Here is an 18,017-nt window from a genome sequence, read left to right on the forward strand (position 1 = left end):
CCACTCCAACAAAAAACCCGCCTTGGCGGGTTTTTTGTTGTGTGCACGTCGCTACGTCAGTGTGGGTCTTGGCAAGCCTTGAGCGCCAGCGGCAGGTATAGCACCAGCTTCTTGCTTGTGATGTCTTCGATGGACACGAGCTTGAGATGCCTGCGCCCCTTGCCAGAACCTTCCAGGTGGCCATAAACGTCATCAATGCGCGCGCCCTGGCTGAACTCCACTGACACATGCCCCTTATAGGCAAACACCCCGCAGAACTGCACTTCGGATGCAAACAGAACGCCCCCGTACTTCACCTCTTCGGCAAAGGGCTTGAAGGTCTTCTTGACCAAGGCGCGCACCGCCTCCACAACGGCGTAGCGCTCCTCGCTCACGAGGCGGATGTCTTCGAGCAGGGTTTGGACGGATTTTGTGGGCACGGGTTGTAAATGAAGGGCGCATCCGACTGATTGCAGTGTTTTAGATTGTTAGAAACCAGTCTTCGAAAACCGGGTTAGCTGGCAATCAAACTTATGCGGGGAATGGAACCATATAGTTTTTTGGTTCAGCAACGCGCCTTGATAGTGACTTCATTCCTAAAAGAGTTGCGATTCCGAAGGCAAGCAGCAACGCTACGGATGGTTCCGGTACGGACGAAATAAAGAAGCTGTTAACTCTTGCCGTGAGCAGGTTGTCAAACGTTGGGGAAGTTATGTAGAAATAGCCTTCTTGCCCAAGCGCCGTCAGCACAGCTAAGGATGGAATCGCAGTTCCTGAAAATGAAGAAGAGGGCCCGTTGAGAACAAGGGTGTATCCAGTTCCTTGGGATTTCGTTGCGAAATCAATCGCGTCCTTTGCAGGAGCGAGTGGGTCTAGGAAGGTCGTATTGTCACTAACAGCAAGCCCTGTGTATGGCGTTGAAATCACAGATGATCCCAAATTTACTGTGAAATGATGGGGCGAAGTTGAATAGAAGTAGCTTGTGCAGAAGGGTCCACAATCGTTTGCAAGGCTATAGGAGGACGGATCGTAGTCAAACGTGATCACACCTTGGATTCCAGCGCCTATCGGAGGAATCCCAGCTGTATGCGAAGTGGATGTGACGATTGCGGTGAATTGCGCCTGAATTGGCGCGGCCATTGAAATCTGAAGGCTTGATAACGTTGCTAGCGCAATTGCAAGGATGATGCTTGGCTTCATTGGTTGCTTCCTGAGTAGTTTTTACTTTTTGCGGTGGGGTATTCGCGAAGTCAAACCAGCGGCTTCACTTGCCAAAGCCTCTGCGTAAATGGCCTCACTGCGTATGAAGGAGATTGTGCTGGGAGGGAGATAAGTCGTATATCCCCCGTTCGGGTGAATTTACGAACGTCAGCGCCCACCACATCGCTGCCTTCTGAATTGAATTCATCCCCCACGCAATCCAACCCACTCACCGGCGGAGCTGGGGCTAGGGGCCCCCGCCGATTTCTGGGCGTTTGACAGTATGAGGCGGGGGCCCCTAGCCCCAGCTCTGCCCACCTATCACGCAGTCAGCAAAGCAAATACGCTATCAGTTTAGTAGCTGCTTGCGCATATTTCACGGGCGCTAGAGGCCAAAAATACTAAAAATTAGCCTGCCAGCAACCCCAAGCCAAGCAACCTACTGCTTGGCCCCCAGCGCCAACGCAGCCGCACGTGAGGCCTGCAGCGCGGCCGCATCCGGCGCCTCCTGCGTGGGCCAGCCCTGCAGGTGCTTCTGCGCCAGGTTGCACAGCGCGGTGATCCACTCCGGGTCGTCGTTCAGGCAGGGGATGTAGTGAAACTCTTTGCCGCCCGCGTGCAAAAACGCTTCGCGGGCTTCCATGTTGATTTCTTCCAGGGTCTCCAGGCAGTCGCTGGTGAAGCCGGGGCAGATGACGTCCACACGTTTCACACCGGCCTTGCCCAGTTTGATGAGGCTGGGCTCGGTGTAGGGCTCCAGCCACTGTGCGCGGCCCAGGCGGGACTGGAAGGTGACCTGGTACTGGTCTTTGCTCAGGCCCAGCGCCTCACCCAACAGGCGCGCGGTCTTGAAACATTCGCAGTGGTACATGTCGCCCAGCTGCAACGTGCGTGCGGGCACACCGTGGAAGCTCATCACCAGTTGGTCTGGCTTGCCATTGGCCATCCAGTAGCGCCGGATGCTGGCGGCCAGGGCGCTGATGTAGCCGTGGTCGTCGTGGTAGCGGTTGATGAAACGAAACTCGGGGATGGCGCGGGTCTTGGCGGCCCAGGCGTAGACCGCGTCGCACACGCTGGCGGTGGTGGTGCCGCTGTACTGCGGGTAGGCGGGCAGCACCAGCACGCGGGTCATACCCTCGGCCTTCATGGCGTCCAGCTGTGAGGCGATGGAGGTGCTGCCATAGCGCATGGCCCAGCGCACCTTGACCTGGTGGTTGCGCTGGCCCAGCCAGCCTTGCAGCAGCTTGGCCTGTTTCTCGGTCCAGATCTTGAGCGGCGAGCCCTCGGGCGTCCACACGCTGGCGTATTTGGCGGCCGACTTGGCGGGGCGGGTGCGCAGGATGATGCCGTGCAGGATCAACAGCCACAGCAGGCGCGGAATTTCCACCACGCGGGGGTCGCCCAAAAACTCCGCCAAGTAGCGGCGCACCGCGGGGGCGGTGGGTGCGTCGGGCGTGCCCAGGTTGCACAGCAGCACGGCGGTGCGTGGCACCTGTCCATGGGTGAAGGGGGGCTCGGGCTGGAAGGGGGATTGGAAGAGCATGCGGTATTCTCCCGCACCTATGCTGCAACTCTCCCACATCAAGGCCATTACCCTCGACTTGGACGACACCTTGTGGCCCATCTGGCCGTGCATTGAACGGGCCGAGAAGGTGTTGCATGCCTGGTTGCTGCAGTACGCACCAGCCACCGCCACCCTGTATGCCGACCCACACGCACGACGCACCCTGCGCGAAGACACCGAGCGGCAGTGGGCCGCCCAGGCGCACGACCTGAGTGTGCTGCGCCGCGAGTCCATCCGCCTGGCGCTGGAGCGCGCGGGGGATGACACCGACTTGGCCGACCCGGCCTTCGATGTGTTTTTTGCCGAGCGCATGCGTGTGGAACTGTTTGACGACGCGCTGGAAACGCTGGACTGGATGGCGCAGCGCTGGCCGCTGTACGCAGTGTCCAACGGCAATGCCGATGTGAACCAGGTGGGGCTGGGCGCCTACTTCACGGGCGCCGTGAGTGCGCGTGACGCGGGTGTGGGCAAGCCGGACGCGAAAATATTTATGGCGGCGGCGCAGGCCCTGCAGGTGGCGCCGCAGCACATCTTGCACGTGGGTGACGATGCGGCGCTGGACGTGTTGGGTGCCTTGGGCGTGGGCATGCAGGCGGTGTGGGTGAACCGCGCCGAACACCTGTGGAGCCACGCGCAGCACCCGCATGCCACGGTGGCCAGCCTGACCGAGCTGCGCGACCTGCTCAGCGCGGCCTGAGCCCCGTCCTGGCCCAGGGCATCAGGGCGCGGGTTTGAAGCGCAGGCGGCTCTTGGTGTACGCCTGCACATTGTCTTCGCTCAGGTGCTGCGGCACATATTCACCCGCGATGTAGCGCTCGGCCTGGTCGGCATAGTGCGTGTCAAACAGTACGCCACTTTGGCCCACGGGGTTGATGCCCACGGCACGGCTGGCATCGGCAAAGTCAATCACCCGGCGGGTGGACGGCCCGTAGCTCACGGCCCAGGGCGCAGGCCCCATGGCGCCTGACAGGTTGTTGGGCGTTTCGCGTCCGCCTGGTGCCGCAAAAGGCCCCACGTTAAACAGCAGGTGCAGCGGTTTTTGCCGGCCCAGAGGGTGCACGTGGGTCACCGTGTGGGCGGCACCCCAGCGCCAGTCCAGCAGACTGGTGCCATACAGGCCCTGCAGATGCTTGAGCGTGTTGGACCAGGCAATGCGCACAGTTTCGAAATGGCTCTCTTTGGCTTTGGTGTTGGTGTTGTCCCACCAGGGGGATTGCGGGTCGGCCACCAGCAGGGGCAGGGCGAAGTCGATGGCGCGGGTGTTGAGCAGGTTTTTGAACTGCACCTCGCCCAACTCGTCTTCCATGGCGGCCTTGCTCAGCTCATACAGCATCTGGCTGAACAAGGTGGCGGCAATGCTGTCGGTGCTGTAGTTGCCGTCCCACTTGGTGAGCGGCTCCATGAAGGCTTTTTCGTTGGCGTCGGTCACTACGGACTGCATCACGGGCAGTAGGTTTTGCAGGATGCGGCGGCTGTAGCCGTTGCTCGTGTCCAGTTGCAGGGCCTGCGCGGCCTCCGTATCCCAGCGGACCTTGGGGTTGGAGAGCACGTCGTCCATGCGCTGGGCGCGGTCGTACAGGTTGTAGTAGCCGGGCACCGGTACGCCGCTGCTGGGCTTGGGCTGGTGGTTGGCGGACATGATGTAGCCGCGTGCCGGGTTTTCTTCTTGCGGGTTGAAGTTAAAGGCGTAGAAGCCGGGCTTCTCGGCCTCGCCCTTGCTGGCATCCAGGATGAAAGTGGGGTTGACGCCTTGGGGGCGCTGCGGCAGCTTGGCGGCGGCCCACCAGCCGATATCGCCCTTGGCGTTGGCCCACACCACGTTCAGGCCGGGGGCGTGGATTTTGCTGGCCGCCTCGCGCGCCTTGTCGCGCGTGTCGGCGCGGTTGAGCTCGTAGAAGGCCTGTAACGTTGGGTTCTCGGTTTCCAGAAAGGCCCACCACATGGCAATCGGGGTGTCGCCCAGGCTGTCCTTGAAGACATCGTTGATGATGGGGCCGTGGGGCGAGCGGCGCAGGCTCAGCTGCACCGGCGGGGCACCTTTGACGGTGATGGTTTCCGAGCGTGTTGTCAGGTTCACCCACTGGCCGTTGTGCCAGACCTGCTGCGGGTTCTCGGGGTTCACCTTTTCGGCCACTAGGTCCACGTCATCGTTCTGGAACATGGTCAGGCTCCAGCCAAAGTCCATGTTGTGGCCCAAGAGTGCAAAGGGGCTCAGCGCCTGGAAGTTGCCATACAGCTCAAAGTCGGGTGCGCTCAGGTGCGCCTCGTACCAGACGCTGGGGGTGGAAAAACCAATGTGCGGGTCGCCCGCCAGCAGCGGCTTGCCGCTGGCCGTGCGTTTGCCCGAGATGGCCCAGGCGTTGCTGCCCTCGAACAGCGGCACGCCCGCCAGTGCCATGGCGTCTTGGCTGATCTGGGCGATGTGGTTCAGGCTCCCCCAGTCGCGCTGGCTCAAGGTGGTGGGCTGGGTGAGTACCCCTTGCGGGTTCCATTCAATGTCAAACGTGCGCAGGTAGTCGGGGCCGAGTTTGTCGCGGATAAAGGTCATCACCGGCTCGGTGCGAAACGCTGCTGCAAAGCTGTAGGCCAGGTAGCCAGACACGGCAATCGTGTCTTCAGGTGTGAAGGGCTGGTGCGGGATGCCCAGAATGTCGAACTCGATGGGCGAGCGCTGCGTGTCCTGGTACTGGTTAATGCCGTCCAGGTAGGCCAGCAGGGCCTGGTTGGCCGGCGTAGCCATGTCCATCTTGGCGACGGTAGCCTTGGCGTGGGCGCGTATGCCCAGCGTGCGGAATAGGGTGTCCACCTCCACCAGCTTGGGGCCCAAGATTTCGGCCAACTCGCCCTTGGCCAGGCGACGCACCATTTCCATCTGGAACAGGCGGTGCTGGGCGTGCACATAGCCCAGCGCGCGGTACAGGTCGGTCTGGTTCTCGGCGCGGATGTGCGGCACGCCACGTTCGTCAAAGCGCACGCTCACTGGGGCGGTGAGTTTTTCCAGGGCCAGCGTGCCACTGCGCACAGGTTGTTTTTGGTAGAGGTACCAGCCACCTAGGGCCAATGCGGCAATCAAGAGCAAGGCGATCAGGCCGCCAACAATTTTCAGGACAAGCTTCATGGTGAGGAATGGTGATGGCCCACAAGGTGTGTGCCCTGGCGACTATGGTGCCACCAAAATTACCAGCCGTGCCCTAAAAAATCCAGGGGTTGGTGGTGCGCACCCGGGCACCCAGGCTGCGCAGCATTTGCGTGAGCCCCAGGTGGGCGCGGTCAAAGTGCAGCAGGTCAGGGGGCAGGGCGTGCATGTGGAGCGTGGCGGCTCTTCGGGCGGCCGCATTGGGTTGGGGCGGTGGGGGTAATTGACCAAAGTCATACACCGCGCTCTGCAATGGCAGGCATTGCCAGTCCTGCCAGCCGGCCAGCGCGGGCAGCAGCTCGGTCTCGAAGCGATGCAGGTCCAGCGCGGGGTCAATCAAGTCCAGAGCGAGGTAGGCGTTGCGCAGCGCCGCTGTGTTTTTGGGGCGGCGCAGTGCGGCCTTCCAGACAATGGCGGCCTGCTCGCAAAACAGGGGCGACAGTGTGCGCGTGCAGCCAAAGTCCAGCAGGCCCAACTGGCCCTCAGCCATGAACAGGTAGTTGCCCGCATGCGGGTCGGCCTGTATGCGCTGCAGGCCCCAGGCGCACTGCATGAAGGTGTCAAACAACAGTTGGCCATAGTGGTCGCGCTGGGCCTGGCTGGGCTGGGTGGCCAGCCATTCGGCCAGGTGCAGGCCCTGCAAGTGCTGCATGGTCAGCATGCGCGGCGTGGTGCGCGCCATCACCGGCTGGGGCACCACCAGCTGCTGGTGTTGCAGCGCTTTGGCAAACCACTGCAGCTGGCTGGCCTCGTGCAGGTAGTCCAGCTCCTGCGTCAGCGTCTGGGTGATGTTGTCCATCACGTGGGCCTGGATGTCGGCGTTGGGCAGCGCCTCGGGCCCCAGGCTGATGCCCTTGAGCAGCAGGCGCAGCATGGCCAGGTCGCTCTGGATGGTGGCGGCCATGCCGGGGTACTGCAGCTTCACAGCCACGGCCTCGCCGCTGTGCAGCGTGGCCGCGTGCACCTGGCCCAGGCTGGCGGCGGCAAAGGCCTGCAGGTCAAAGTCGGCAAACAGCGCCTCGGGGCTGTCGCCCAGCTCCTGGCGCAGCAGCTTGAGCACCAGCGCACGGTTCAGCGGCGTGACCTGGTAGTGCGCGCGCGCCAGCTGCTGGCGCACGCCCTCGGGAAGCAGGCCCAGCTCCATGCTCAGCAGCTGCGATGCTTTCAGCGCCGTGCCCTTGAGCTGGTTGAGCGCGGTGAACGCAATGCGGCCCATCTTGGCCTCGTGCTCCACGCGGGCGGCCTCCTGGTCGGCCGCGCTGGCATTGCGCCGCACCAGTTGGGTGGCCGAGCGCGCCAGCTGCGTGGCACCGGCCTGCGCGGCGGCGGCGCCCACAATGGCGCCGCGCGCGAGCTTACTGGTGCGCGGTGCTTGCGGCATGCAGGGACTGGCTCAGCATTTTGGGAACGATGAGCCGGTGCACCGGCCCCACGATGGCCATGTAGGCACGGCCCAGCGCATTGTGGTTGTGCACTACGGTGCTGACCGACACCATGGGCTGGCCGTTTTGCTGGTGTTTGTAGACCGAGAGTTCCACGCGCAGGTGCTTGTCGTCATCGCACAGGATGACCTCGGGCGCCGACAGGTAGCACAGGCTAAAGATGCCCGCGCGGTCGCCCAGGGCGTAGCGGGCGGCGGGCTTGCTGTCTTGCGCCTGCATCTTCACCTCCAGGCTGCCCAGGTGCTTGAGCCCCACCAGGCGCACGGCCTGGTTGCGCACCGACATGAGAAAGTTCATCCAGCCCGGCGTGTAGCCCATCACGGTCAGGTAGGTTTCCATGGCGCTGCTGGCGGGCTGCGGGTCGGCAAAGGTGTAGCAGTCGGCAAAGTCAGCACCCGCCGTGCGCTGGGCAATCTGGCTGTGCGCGGGCAGCGGGGTTTCGGTGATGGTGGTGGCGGTCATGGTATTCATGGGGTTTGCAGGGTTTGGCGTGCGCGCTGCATCAGGTCCAGCCAGCCTCCGCCGGGTTGCATCAGGCGCGCCAACTGGCTGCGCAGCATGAAGCCCCCCAGCTCCAGCAGGCGGTCCACCAGGCCGCTGCGCAGGGCCAGGGTCAGCACGCCCAGGCTCAGGTCCGTCATGCGCGTGGTGTCGGCAAAGCCGTCTGACGTATCGCGCAGCCAGAAGCCCACCACCGCATACACATAGTCCGCCATCAGGCTGGAGAGGCTGCCCTGAAAGCCGCAGGGCGGCATCTCGCCGCTGACTTGCGCGGCTTCCAGCATCTCGACAAATGCGGCCTGCAGCAGCGCCTTGCCCGGCAGGGAGCCGCTCAGGAGGGCCAGGGGCGTCTTGTTCAGCAACTGGTGCGCCAGGGCCACAAATTCGCGGTCGGGCAGCAGGGTTTCCAGCAAGTGGTCCACCAGCAGCTGCATGCGCTCTTGCAATGAAAACTTGTCCAGCCCCTTGGTCTTGTTCGTGCGGACCAAGGCGTCCTCCACGGCCTGCTCGAAATAGGCCAGCACCAGTTTCTCTTTGCTGGGGAAGTACTTGTAGATGGTGGCATCGCCCAGCTCGGCGGCGCGGGCGATCTGCTTCATGGTGGTGCCGTCAAACCCGTGCTGGGTCATCAGGTCCACCGCCATGCGAATCAGCAGGCGGTGGCTTTGGGCTTGTTGGGCTTTGGTGGTGCGCATGGGGGGTGTGGGTGTTAAAGGGTGCCGTCCCAGCGGGCATCGGCACGCAGGGCAGAGTAGGTCCAGAGGCCACCCGCCAGGTCGGCCAGGCCAAACAACATGATCATGGGGCTGCCCAGGCCGGACAGCGCAAAGGCCGTGAACGCCACAAAGACGATGAACCGCGTGTAGACCGAGGCGACCAGAAACGGCTTGAACTCATGGCTGGCCGCCACCCAGGCGTACACACCAATCATGAAGGCCACCAGTCCCACCACGCGGATCCACACCTCGGGCGTGGGCGGTATCTGCAACAGCGTGAGCAGCAGGTTGGGCACGGTGATGAGCACCGCACCGGCGAGGAAGAGGTAGACGGCGAAGACTTTGGCACTGAAGGCAGAGCTGGACATGGTGGTTTCCTTTTTTACAGCGAGAGCCAGCCGTAGCCGGCGGCGATGAGCAGAGGCCCGGCAGGCAGTGCGGCCCAGAACGGGGACTTGGGAAGGGCCGCCGCACCCAGCACGCCGGTGAGCAGCAGGTAGCCACCCACAATCTTCAGCAGCGCCCCATCACCCGTGGCAGCCGCGTGCAAGGCGGCGTGGCCGGCCAGCACCAGCAGCGGGCTGAAGATCAGAAACCAGAAGGCGGTGCGCCGTTCTTCTGTAGCCCCGAACTGGCCGATGTAGCCGCTGGCCCAGGCAGCCCGCAGTGGGGCGCGGTATTTGCGCACACCGTAGGCCATGTGCCCCAGGCCAAGAAAGACCGTGAACCAAGCGATGGAGGTTGCCATATGGCGCCTTTATGAAAACAAACTTTCAATAAATATAACATTTAAGTTAATTTAAAGATAGTTTGTTTTATAAAAGGCCTGCGGCAGCCACACCGCTGCGAACTGCGCCCTCCAGCGTGGCGGGGTAGGGGCCATCGACATAGTCGCCGCAGGCCCATAGGCCGGGCGCGATGGTTTGGCTGGGGCGCACCAGTCCCGGTGTGCAGGCAAAGGTGGCGCGTTTTTCCACCACGGTTTGCAGCGGCGTAAGCACCAGGCCCAGTTGGGCTTGCGCCTGGGCCAGCACCTGGGTTTGCAGGGTGTCGCGGTCGCCCTCACTGGCGCTGACCACAAAGGCCAGCAGCCCTTGGGCGCCGCTGAGCTGGCCGCGGTCGAAGACGAATTGGGCGGGGTAGTCCGCATCGCTGCGCAGCGCCAGCATGGGCTGGCTCAGGCGGGCACCATCAGCGTGGGCGTAGACGGTGGCAATGGCTTCAAACTGCAGGGCCTGCGCGGTGGCCGCCCAGGTTTGCATGCAGGTTGCTATGGTTTCAGGAGCTGCTTGCGCAGATTCCACGAGGGCCAGGGCCGCATTCGATGATGCAGTGGCCCATAGCACGGCGTCAAAGGGCTGGCCGTTCACCAGCCAGCCAGTGCCTGCGGTTTGGGGTGCGAGCTGCTCCACACGCGTGCCCAGTTGCACCACGCCGCCTTGCGCCTGCAGCCAGTCGGCCGCGGCCAGGGGGAACAGCGTGGCCAGGTCGGCGCGGGGCAAGAGCAGGTTGGAGCTGCCGCGCCCGCCAAACAGTGAATCACGCAGCACGGTCAAAAACACCTGGCCGCTGGCGCGCGCGGCCGGTGTGTTGAGGGCGGACACGCACAGCGGGTCGATCATGGTGGCCAGCACGGTGGGCGTGAGCGTGCGGCACAGGTCGGCCACGCTAGTTTGTGGCGCGCAGGCGAAGCCGCCCAACTGCCAGCCGGTGGCGGCGCGCAACAAACTCCATTTGTCAGCCCAGGTCCAGCCCTTGGCATGCGCAATGCCGGCCAGCGCATCCAGCGGGCTCGGCCAGTTGGGCAGGGCCAAGCCGTCGCCATCGGGGAAAAGTAGCGTGAGCGGCAGGCGCAGCAGCGTTTGCTGTGGGTCCACACCCACGGTGCGCATGAGCTTGAGTGTCTCGGAGTAGGCGCCAATGAGGATGTGCTGGCCGTTGTCCAGCACCACGGGCGTGCCGTCGGGCAAGGTGCCATTCAGGGCTCTAGCCCGCCCGCCGACTGCGCGGGCTGCTTCAAAAACTGTAGCGTGGTGGCCTGCTTGCGTGGCCGTCACAGCCGCCGCCATACCGGCCCAGCCGGCACCGACGATGGCTACGCGCATAGGCAAGCTGAAGCAGGTTTTGCCGCCGGGCCGTCCCAAGGCAAAACGCGGCCCCCTTGGGGGGCAGGGAGCCACACGCAGTGGGCGACCGTGGGGGCCTTGTTCATAGACGGCCGAGGGCCTGGACTTTCCACGCCAGCCACAACTTGCGCAGCGGCGTGAGTGCCACGCGCTGGTGCAGCACCTGGAAGTTGTCCGCCTCGATCTCGCGCAGCAGGGCGCGGTAGATGCTGGCCATCATCAGGCCGGGTTTTTGCGCACGGCGGTCATCCGCGGGCAGCAGGGCCAGGGCTTCGTCGTACAGCGCTTGCGCACGTTGCGCCTGGAATTTCATGAGCACGGTGAAGCGGTCGGAGTAGGTGCGCTTCAGAATCTCGTGCGCCTTCACGTCGAACTGCTGCAGCTCGTTGACCGGCAGGTAGATGCGGCCGCGCAACGCGTCTTCGCCCACGTCGCGCAGGATGTTGGTGAGCTGCAGGGCCTGGCCCAGCTTGTGGGCGTAGGCGGTGGTTTGCGGATCGGTCTGGCCGAAGATGCGCGCCGCCACTTCGCCTACCACGCCGGCCACCAGGTGGCAGTAGCGCTGCAGGCCGGGGTAGTCCAGGTAACGGGTTTGCTCCAGGTCCATCTGGCAGCCCTCGATCACGCCCAGCAGGTGGCGCGCCTCGATGCCATACAGCGCCGTGTGGGGCATCAGCGCCTTCATCACGGGGTGCACCGGGTTGCCTGCAAACGACTGGGCCACCTCGGTCTGCCACCAGGCCAGCTTGGTCGCGGCCACGCCGGCGTCCACCATCTCGTCCACCACGTCGTCCACCTCGCGGCAGAACGCATAAAACGCGGTGATGGCGGCGCGCCGCGGTGCGGGCAGAAACAGAAAGGCGTAGTAGAAGCTGCTGCCGCTGGCGGCGGCTTTGTCCTGGACGTATTGCTCTGGGGTCATGGCGGGGATTGTTACATCCCGCAGCGCTTCATTTGAATTCGCCGGGCTTGAAAAAATACTCGTCCGGCATGGCCCGGAAGGCCTCGGTCAGCAGCGGGTTGTCCAGGGTGATGACGTTGCGCTGCGAGAGCTTGGCGCGCAGCAGGGCGCGGCGCACCGAAGGGTCGTTGTTCAGCAGCCGTTGGAACGATCCATCGGCAAAAGCACGCCGCAGGCCCAGCAAGATGGTCGCATGCAGCTCGGCGCTGTCGGGGCGAACATAAAACAGGCGGGCAAAGCGGTACACCAGCAAGTTGTGGGCATCCACCAGCATGGACGGTGCAAAGTCGCCGTACTGCTCGGAGAAGCCGTACACCTCATTCAGGCCCAGCGGCAAAAAGTCAAACCGTTTGGCCTCCAGCATGGGGAACAGCGATTCCAGCGTGGGGCCGGTGACCACCGAGATACCGGCGGCCTGCATGATGGCGTTGTTGGACCAGCCCAGGCCCTGGCCAGCGCGAAAACGGCGCAGCTGCGTGAGGCTGCCCACGCGGGCGAATTCGTGTTCCAGGCTGTAGTGGATCAGGCTGATGCGGTAGCCCAGGAGGCCGCGGTCGATGGGGAAGTAGACGGCGTTGAAGGCTTTTTCGAACTCTCCGCCAGAGCCAAAGTCCGCCACGTTGACCTCGCCGCGGCGCAACATGGCGCGTGCGCGTTCGTCGTTGACTGCCACGGGGTGCAGCAGCAGTGAGTAGGGTCTGGCGGCGCGTTGGAGTGCCAGTTCCAGCACGCGGTAGCCCAGGTTGTCTGCGCCGTTGCCGTTGAGGTTGGGGTAGACCACCGCAAGAGGGGCCACCTGGGCCAGGCCGGGCGGTGTGCTGCCCAGCGCCCAGCCCGCACTGGCGATGTGCAAAAGGGATTGGCGGCGGGTCCAACGGGGTTCGGTTTGTTGTTCTTGTGGCGCAGGCGCAGGCATGGCCGTGATTGAAGCACGCTTACATACGTGCAGCGCGCCACAGCAGTAGGGGAAAGTCCCAAGCCCGCAGCACGGGACGCTGCGTGAGTGTGGTGTAGTCCAGCGCGGCGATCTTGTCCAAAATGCGCAGCCCGCCTTGCACCACAAGGCGTAACTCCCAACCCGCACGGCCCGGTAGGCGATGCACCAGTTGCGAGCCTTTTAGCATGCTAGCCCTTGCTGCATCTGCGCAAGCAGCTATTAATTTAGTAGCGTCCGGGGTTTGGCGCCGGGCCAAAATGTCGGCCTGCGGCACACCAAACCGTGCACGCGCGGCGTCACTCAGGTAGTAGCGACCCCGCGGAATGTCCACGCTCAGGTCTTGCCAGAAGTTGATGAGTTGCAGGGCGGTGCAGATGGCATCACTCTCGGCCAGCGCCTGCGTGCCGTGCACGCCATACAGGTGCAGCAGCAGGCGGCCCACCGGATTGGCTGAGCGACGGCAGTAGTCCAGCAGCTCGGCGTCGTCGGCGTAACCCGCGGCGTCGCGGGTTTTCTCAATGTCCTGCACAAACGCGTCCAGCAGGTCGTGCAGCAACTGCACCGGCAGGGCGTGCTGTTGAATTGCCCCCTGCAGCGGGGCAAACACCTGGGGCCAGTCGGCAAAGGCCGCTCCACCGTCGGTGGCTTGTTGCAGCGCCTGGCGGTAGGTCTGCAGGCTGGCCAAACGCTCGGCCGGGCTGGCGTCGCCTTCGTCGGCAATGTCGTCCGCCGTGCGGGCAAAGTGGTAGATGGCGGCAATCGGTGCGCGCAGGTGCGGCGGGCAGAGCCAGGAAGCGACCGGAAAGTTTTCGTAATGGGTGATGGGGGCGGCAGTTGCGGGCGCTGCGGGCAGGGGGCTTGGCATGGGCGCCATTGTGCCTTTGGGCCTGTTTGCTTTACCTCGCCTTGACAAATATCAGGGCTTACCCTAAATTACTAACCAATTGGTCATTAGTGGTGCCGGGCGGCTTGCCCGGCACCGTATGTTTTCTCTTCTTACCCCTCGCCACCACCATGCCAACCAGAACTTTGTACACCGCAGGCGCCGTGCTTGCCACCGCGCTGCTCGTCACGGCTTGCTCCAAGCCCGCCCCCTCGGAAGAGCCGGTGCGTGCGGTCAAGGTCAGCACCGTGGGCATGGCCAGCATCCAGTCGGGGGCCGAGTTTTCAGGCGAAGTGCGGCCCCGGGTTGAGTCCCGCCTGGGCTTTCGGGTGGCCGGCAAGCTGGTGCGCCGCCCGGTGGAGCTGGGCCAAATGGTGAAAGCCGGCCAGGTGCTGGCTCAGCTGGACCCGCAAGATTACAAACTGGCCACCGAGGCCGCCCGTGCCCAAGTGGCCGCTGCCGCCACCAACCGCGACCTGGCCGCCGCAGACTTCAAGCGTTTCAAGGAACTGCGCGACCAGAATTTCATCAGCGGCGCCGAACTGGAGCGCCGCGAAACCACGCTCAAAGCCGCCCAAGCCCAGCTCGACCAGGCCCAGGCCCAGCTCAACAGCCAGGGCAACCAGGCCTCGTACACCACCTTGGTGGCGGACATGGCCGGTGTGGTGACTGCCATCAACGCCGAACCCGGCCAGGTGGTGAGCGCCGGCACGCCGGTGGTGCAGATTGCCCAGGACGGCCCGCGCGACGTGGTGTTCTCGGTGCCAGAAGACAAGGTGGCGATGATCAAGGCCGGCTCCGCCGTGGACGTGAAGGTGTGGGCCAGCAAAACCACCGTGAAGGGTGTGGTGCGCGAAGTAGCGGCCAGTGCCGACCCGGTGACGCGCACCTTTGTGGTGAAGGTGGCGTTGGACAGCAAGGACACGCTGGCGCTGGGCACCACGGTGTCGGTGGTGCCGCAGGCGTTTGATCGCAGCGGGGTGCAAGTGGTCAAGCTGCCCACCAGCGCGCTGGTGCAAAGTGGCAAGTCCACCGCGGTGTGGGTGCTGGACAGCGCCAGCATGACCGTGAAGCTGCAGCCCATCACCGTGGCCACGGCCGACGGCAACGAGGTGGTGGTGGCTGATGGCCTGCAGCCCGGCACCCAGGTGGTGACCGCCGGTGTGCATGTGTTGTCGCCTGGCCAGAAGGTCTCCATTTACAAGGGAAAAGTGCCTGCAACCCCCGTGGATTCTGCGCAAGCAGCTCCTGAAACCGTAGCACCCGCAGTGGCCAAGGCCACCAGCGACACCGCTGCGAAGTGAGGCTGGCATGAACCTCGACGAACCCAAAGCCGGTTTTAACCTGTCCAAGTGGGCCTTGGACCACGCGGCGCTGACGCGCTACCTGATGATCGTGCTGCTGTTGCTGGGCGTGGCTTCCTACTTCCAGCTGGGGCAGGACGAAGACCCGCCGTTCACCTTCCGTGCCATGGTGGTGCGCACCTACTGGCCCGGCGCCACGGCGCAGCAGGTGGCCGAGCAGGTCACCGACAAGATCGAGCGCACCCTGCAAGAGGTGCCCTATGCCGACAAGATCCGCAGCTACTCCAAGCCCGGTGAGTCGCAGATCATTTTCCAGATCAAGGACTCCAGCAAACCGTCGGATGTGCCCAACGTCTGGTACAGCGTGCGCAAGAAGGTGGGCGACATCCGAGGCACCTTGCCCGGCGGTGTAGTCGGCCCCTTCTTTAACGACGACTTCGGCGATGTGTATGGCGTGATCTATGCGCTGGAGGCCGATGGCTTCAACTACGCCGAGCTCAAGACCTTTGCGGACGACGTGCGCCAGCGCCTGCTGCGCGTGTCCGATGTGGCCAAGGTGGAGCTGTTTGGTGCGCAGGACGAGAAGCTGTACATCGAAATCTCCCAGAAACGCCTGGCCCAGCTCGGGCTGGACCTGAACCAGGTGTTGGCCCAGTTGGGTCAGCAAAACGCGGTGGAATCCGCCGGCGCGGTGCAAACCCCGCTGGACGTGGTGCAAGTGCGCGTGGGTGGCCAGTTCAACCGGGTGGAAGAGCTGCAGGCTATGCCGATCCGTGGCGCCTCGGGCAACCAGTTGCAGCTGAAAGACATTGCCACCATCGCCAAAGGTTATGTGGACCCCCCATCCGTGAAGGTGCACCACCAGGGCAAAGAGGTGATTGCGCTGGGCGTTTCCATGACCAAGGGCGGCGACATCATTGCACTGGGCCATGCGCTGGACTCGGTCTTCAAGGGCATCGAGAAAGACCTGCCGGCCGGCATCAAGCTGGTGCAGCTGCAGGACCAACCCAAATCGGTGTCCACCTCGGTCAGTGAGTTTGTGAAGGTGCTGATTGAAGCGGTGGTGATTGTGCTAGCCGTGAGTTTTATTGCATTGGGCCTGCACAAGCGCCCCGGCAAGAACCCGCTGTGGCGCCGCTGGATTCTGGACATCCGCCCCGGACTGGTGGTGGGCATCACCATTCCGCTGGTGCTGGCCGTGACCTTCCTGGGCATGTACTACTGGGGCATTGGCCTGCACAAAATTTCGCTGGGTTCGCTCATCATTGCGCTGGGGCTGTTGGTGGACGACGCCATCATTGCGGTGGAAATGATGGTGCGCAAGATGGAGGAGGGCTACGACAAGGTACGCGCCGCCACTTTTGCGTATGAAGTGACTGCCATGCCCATGCTGACGGGCACGCTGATCACCGCCGTGGGCTTTCTGCCCATCGGTCTGGCCAAGTCCACCACCGGTGAATACACCTTTGCCATCTTCGCCGTCACCGTGCTGGCGCTGATCCTGAGCTGGTTTGTGTCGGTGTACTTTGTGCCCTACCTGGGGACGCTGCTGCTCAAGGAGCACAAGCACATTGCGGGCGAGGAAAGTGTGCACGCCGAACATTTCGACACGCCGTTCTACAACATCTTCCGCAAGACGGTGAACTGGTGTGTGCAGCACCGCTGGTTGACCATTGGCGCCACCATTTTGGTGTTTGCCTTGGGAATTGTGGGTATGGGCAAGGTCCAGCAGCAGTTCTTCCCCGACTCCAGCCGCCCTGAGGTGTTGGTAGATATTTGGTTCCCCGAAGGCACGTCCTTTGCGGCCAACCAGGAAGTGACCCAGCGCGTGGAACAACGCCTGATGCAGGAAGAGGGCGTGAACACTGTCAGCACCTGGATTGGTTCGGGCGTGCCGCGTTTTTACCTGCCGCTGGACCAGGTGTTCCCGCAGACCAACGTGTCGCAGTTCATCATCATCCCCAAAGACTTGAAGGTGCGTGAATCGCTGCGTGTGAAGTTGCCGGCCCTGTTGGCGGCCGAATTTCCCGAGGTGCGCGGCCGCGTCAAGCTGCTGCCCAACGGCCCACCTGTGCCGTACCCGGTGCAGTTCCGCGTGGTCGGCCCCGATCCCATTGCGCTGCGCGAGCGTGCTGACGAGGTGAAGGCCGTGGTGCGCACCAACCCCAATATGCGGGGTGTGAACGACAACTGGAACGAGTCGGTCAAGGTGCTGCGTCTGGAAGTGGACCAGGCCAAGGCCCGCGCCCTGGGCGTGACCAGCCAGTCCATCGCGCAAGCGTCCAAAACTGTATTGGCCGGCACCACCGTGGGCCAGTACCGCGAGGGTGACAAACTCATCGACATCGTGCTGCGCCAGCCGCTGGACGAGCGCAACGCCATTACCGACATTGCCAACGCCTACCTGCCCACGGCCAGTGGCAAGTCGATTCCGCTCACGCAGATTGCCAAACCCGTGTTCACTTGGGAGCCCGGGGTGATGTGGCGCGAAAACCGCGACTACGCCATCACCGTGCAGGGCGACATTGTGGAAGGCCTGCAGGGCGCTACGGTGACCGCTGAACTGATGCCCCAGCTCAAAGCGTTGGAGACCAAGTGGCAACAGGCGGACCTGCAGGGCTACCGCATTGAAGTGGCTGGTGCCGTGGAGGAAAGCTCTAAGGGCTCGGCCTCCATCGTGGCGGGTGTGCCCATCATGCTGTTCCTGACCTTCACCCTGCTGATGCTGCAGCTGCAGAGTTTCAGCCGCGCGCTGCTGGTGTTCATCACCGGGCCGCTGGGTATTGCCGGGGTTGCGGGCGCGCTGATCCTGCTGGGCCGTCCGTTTGGCTTCGTGGCCTTGCTGGGGGTGATCGCCCTGATGGGCATGATCCAGCGTAACTCGGTGATCCTGATTGACCAGATCGAGCAGGACCGGGCGGCAGGCATTCCGGCCTGGGACGCAATTGTGGAGTCGGCCGTGCGGCGCCTGCGCCCCATCGTGCTGACGGCTGCCGCTGCGGTGCTGGCCATGATTCCGCTGTCCCGCTCGGTGTTCTGGGGCCCCATGGCCGTGGCCATCATGGGCGGGTTGATCGTAGCGACTGTGCTGACCTTGCTGGCTTTGCCGGCCATGTACGCCGCCTGGTTTCGCGTGAAGCGTGAGGTGCCAACCCCGGTTTAAACGGAGCCGGTCTTTCCGCAGGTTAAAATAGCGGGCTGACCGATTTCAAATGGGTGGTCTAGGCCTTGCGGGTACCCCCTGCAAGCGCACCTGGCCTCCCATTTC

The 18,017-nt window shown here is 63.5% G+C and carries 16 protein-coding genes; 3 read left to right on the forward strand and 13 right to left on the reverse strand.

From position 1 onward, the window contains the following. Window positions 1–56: 56 nt before the first annotated feature. The 3 genes from C5F53_RS06495 to hemH all read right to left on the reverse strand — a co-directional run bounded on the left by C5F53_RS06495 (window position 57) and on the right by hemH (window position 2,722). Window positions 57–419, reverse strand: coding sequence for a DUF1801 domain-containing protein (locus tag C5F53_RS06495; RefSeq protein WP_105260563.1), 363 nt, complete (start codon window positions 417–419; stop codon window positions 57–59). Between the two features lie 91 nt (window positions 420–510). Beyond that, window positions 511–1,179, reverse strand: coding sequence for a hypothetical protein (locus tag C5F53_RS20090; RefSeq protein WP_146097312.1), 669 nt, complete (start codon window positions 1,177–1,179; stop codon window positions 511–513). Window positions 1,180–1,618: 439 nt separating this feature from the next. Then, the gene (gene hemH, locus C5F53_RS06500; protein WP_105260564.1) at window positions 1,619–2,722 is read right to left on the reverse strand and encodes a ferrochelatase; all 1,104 of its coding nucleotides are present in this window, start codon (window positions 2,720–2,722) and stop codon (window positions 1,619–1,621) included. Here hemH and C5F53_RS06505 point away from each other — a divergent pair. Then, on the forward strand, window positions 2,721–3,440 hold the full coding sequence (locus C5F53_RS06505; RefSeq protein ID WP_236635275.1) for an HAD family hydrolase: 720 nt from the start codon (window positions 2,721–2,723) through the stop codon (window positions 3,438–3,440). The two genes, hemH and C5F53_RS06505, sit on opposite strands and share 2 nt — an antisense overlap. 21 nt (window positions 3,441–3,461) lie before the next feature. On the opposite strand, the gene C5F53_RS06510 is transcribed toward C5F53_RS06505, so the two are convergent. From C5F53_RS06510 to hpnC, 10 genes are all read right to left on the reverse strand, one after another. Then, window positions 3,462–5,861 (reverse strand): penicillin acylase family protein, encoded by a 2,400-nt coding sequence (locus tag C5F53_RS06510; RefSeq protein ID WP_105260566.1) that lies wholly within the window; start codon window positions 5,859–5,861, stop codon window positions 3,462–3,464. Window positions 5,862–5,934: 73 nt separating this feature from the next. Next, window positions 5,935–7,260, reverse strand: a complete 1,326-nt coding sequence (locus C5F53_RS06515) for an AarF/ABC1/UbiB kinase family protein (RefSeq protein WP_105260567.1) — start codon at window positions 7,258–7,260, stop codon at window positions 5,935–5,937. Next, complete coding sequence (locus C5F53_RS06520; RefSeq protein WP_236635277.1) at window positions 7,235–7,792, reverse strand: DUF2867 domain-containing protein; 558 nt, start codon at window positions 7,790–7,792, stop codon at window positions 7,235–7,237. Before C5F53_RS06520 ends, C5F53_RS06515 begins: the two co-directional genes overlap by 26 nt. After that, entirely contained in the window at window positions 7,789–8,517 is a 729-nt protein-coding gene (locus C5F53_RS06525) for a TetR/AcrR family transcriptional regulator (RefSeq protein ID WP_105260568.1), read from the reverse strand. The genes C5F53_RS06520 and C5F53_RS06525 overlap by 4 nt, the downstream gene beginning before the upstream one ends. 14 nt (window positions 8,518–8,531) lie before the next feature. Next, window positions 8,532–8,906 (reverse strand): hypothetical protein, encoded by a 375-nt coding sequence (locus tag C5F53_RS06530; protein ID WP_105260569.1) that lies wholly within the window; start codon window positions 8,904–8,906, stop codon window positions 8,532–8,534. A gap of 14 nt (window positions 8,907–8,920) precedes the next feature. After that, window positions 8,921–9,286, reverse strand: coding sequence for a DUF6463 family protein (locus C5F53_RS06535; protein WP_105260570.1), 366 nt, complete (start codon window positions 9,284–9,286; stop codon window positions 8,921–8,923). Window positions 9,287–9,353: 67 nt separating this feature from the next. After that, window positions 9,354–10,643, reverse strand: coding sequence for a hydroxysqualene dehydroxylase HpnE (gene hpnE, locus C5F53_RS06540; RefSeq protein ID WP_105260571.1), 1,290 nt, complete (start codon window positions 10,641–10,643; stop codon window positions 9,354–9,356). A gap of 103 nt (window positions 10,644–10,746) precedes the next feature. After that, entirely contained in the window at window positions 10,747–11,586 is an 840-nt protein-coding gene (hpnD, locus tag C5F53_RS06545) for a presqualene diphosphate synthase HpnD (protein ID WP_105260572.1), read from the reverse strand. Between the two features lie 28 nt (window positions 11,587–11,614). Further along, window positions 11,615–12,541, reverse strand: coding sequence for a hypothetical protein (locus tag C5F53_RS06550; protein ID WP_105260573.1), 927 nt, complete (start codon window positions 12,539–12,541; stop codon window positions 11,615–11,617). 19 nt (window positions 12,542–12,560) lie between these two features. Next, complete coding sequence (gene hpnC, locus C5F53_RS06555; protein ID WP_370446710.1) at window positions 12,561–13,427, reverse strand: squalene synthase HpnC; 867 nt, start codon at window positions 13,425–13,427, stop codon at window positions 12,561–12,563. 149 nt (window positions 13,428–13,576) lie between these two features. Here hpnC and C5F53_RS06560 point away from each other — a divergent pair, with 149 nt between their 5' ends. Together C5F53_RS06560 and C5F53_RS06565 are read left to right on the forward strand one after the other, a co-directional pair. Further along, complete coding sequence (locus C5F53_RS06560; RefSeq protein WP_105260575.1) at window positions 13,577–14,749, forward strand: efflux RND transporter periplasmic adaptor subunit; 1,173 nt, start codon at window positions 13,577–13,579, stop codon at window positions 14,747–14,749. A gap of 7 nt (window positions 14,750–14,756) precedes the next feature. After that, window positions 14,757–17,912 (forward strand): efflux RND transporter permease subunit, encoded by a 3,156-nt coding sequence (locus tag C5F53_RS06565; RefSeq protein ID WP_105260576.1) that lies wholly within the window; start codon window positions 14,757–14,759, stop codon window positions 17,910–17,912. Window positions 17,913–18,017 lie beyond the last annotated feature (105 nt).

The organism is Rhodoferax sp. TS-BS-61-7, assembly GCF_002943465.1.
In the GTDB taxonomy this organism is placed as follows: Bacteria; Pseudomonadota; Gammaproteobacteria; order Burkholderiales; family Burkholderiaceae_C; genus Allorhodoferax.

Coding starts and splice junctions, on each gene's coding strand:
- C5F53_RS20090 (WP_146097312.1), bottom strand. CDS start 1,179: ATGAAGCCAAGCATCATCCTTGCAATTGCGCTAGCAACGTTATCAAGC.
- C5F53_RS06505 (WP_236635275.1), top strand. CDS start 2,721: ATGCGGTATTCTCCCGCACCTATGCTGCAACTCTCCCACATCAAGGCC.
- hemH (WP_105260564.1), bottom strand. CDS start 2,722: ATGCTCTTCCAATCCCCCTTCCAGCCCGAGCCCCCCTTCACCCATGGA.
- C5F53_RS06510 (WP_105260566.1), bottom strand. CDS start 5,861: ATGAAGCTTGTCCTGAAAATTGTTGGCGGCCTGATCGCCTTGCTCTTG.
- C5F53_RS06515 (WP_105260567.1), bottom strand. CDS start 7,260: ATGCCGCAAGCACCGCGCACCAGTAAGCTCGCGCGCGGCGCCATTGTG.
- C5F53_RS06520 (WP_236635277.1), bottom strand. CDS start 7,792: ATGAATACCATGACCGCCACCACCATCACCGAAACCCCGCTGCCCGCG.
- C5F53_RS06525 (WP_105260568.1), bottom strand. CDS start 8,517: ATGCGCACCACCAAAGCCCAACAAGCCCAAAGCCACCGCCTGCTGATT.
- C5F53_RS06530 (WP_105260569.1), bottom strand. CDS start 8,906: ATGTCCAGCTCTGCCTTCAGTGCCAAAGTCTTCGCCGTCTACCTCTTC.
- C5F53_RS06535 (WP_105260570.1), bottom strand. CDS start 9,286: ATGGCAACCTCCATCGCTTGGTTCACGGTCTTTCTTGGCCTGGGGCAC.
- hpnE (WP_105260571.1), bottom strand. CDS start 10,643: ATGCGCGTAGCCATCGTCGGTGCCGGCTGGGCCGGTATGGCGGCGGCT.
- hpnD (WP_105260572.1), bottom strand. CDS start 11,586: ATGACCCCAGAGCAATACGTCCAGGACAAAGCCGCCGCCAGCGGCAGC.
- C5F53_RS06550 (WP_105260573.1), bottom strand. CDS start 12,541: ATGCCTGCGCCTGCGCCACAAGAACAACAAACCGAACCCCGTTGGACC.
- hpnC (WP_370446710.1), bottom strand. CDS start 13,427: ATGCCAAGCCCCCTGCCCGCAGCGCCCGCAACTGCCGCCCCCATCACC.
- C5F53_RS06560 (WP_105260575.1), top strand. CDS start 13,577: ATGCCAACCAGAACTTTGTACACCGCAGGCGCCGTGCTTGCCACCGCG.
- C5F53_RS06565 (WP_105260576.1), top strand. CDS start 14,757: ATGAACCTCGACGAACCCAAAGCCGGTTTTAACCTGTCCAAGTGGGCC.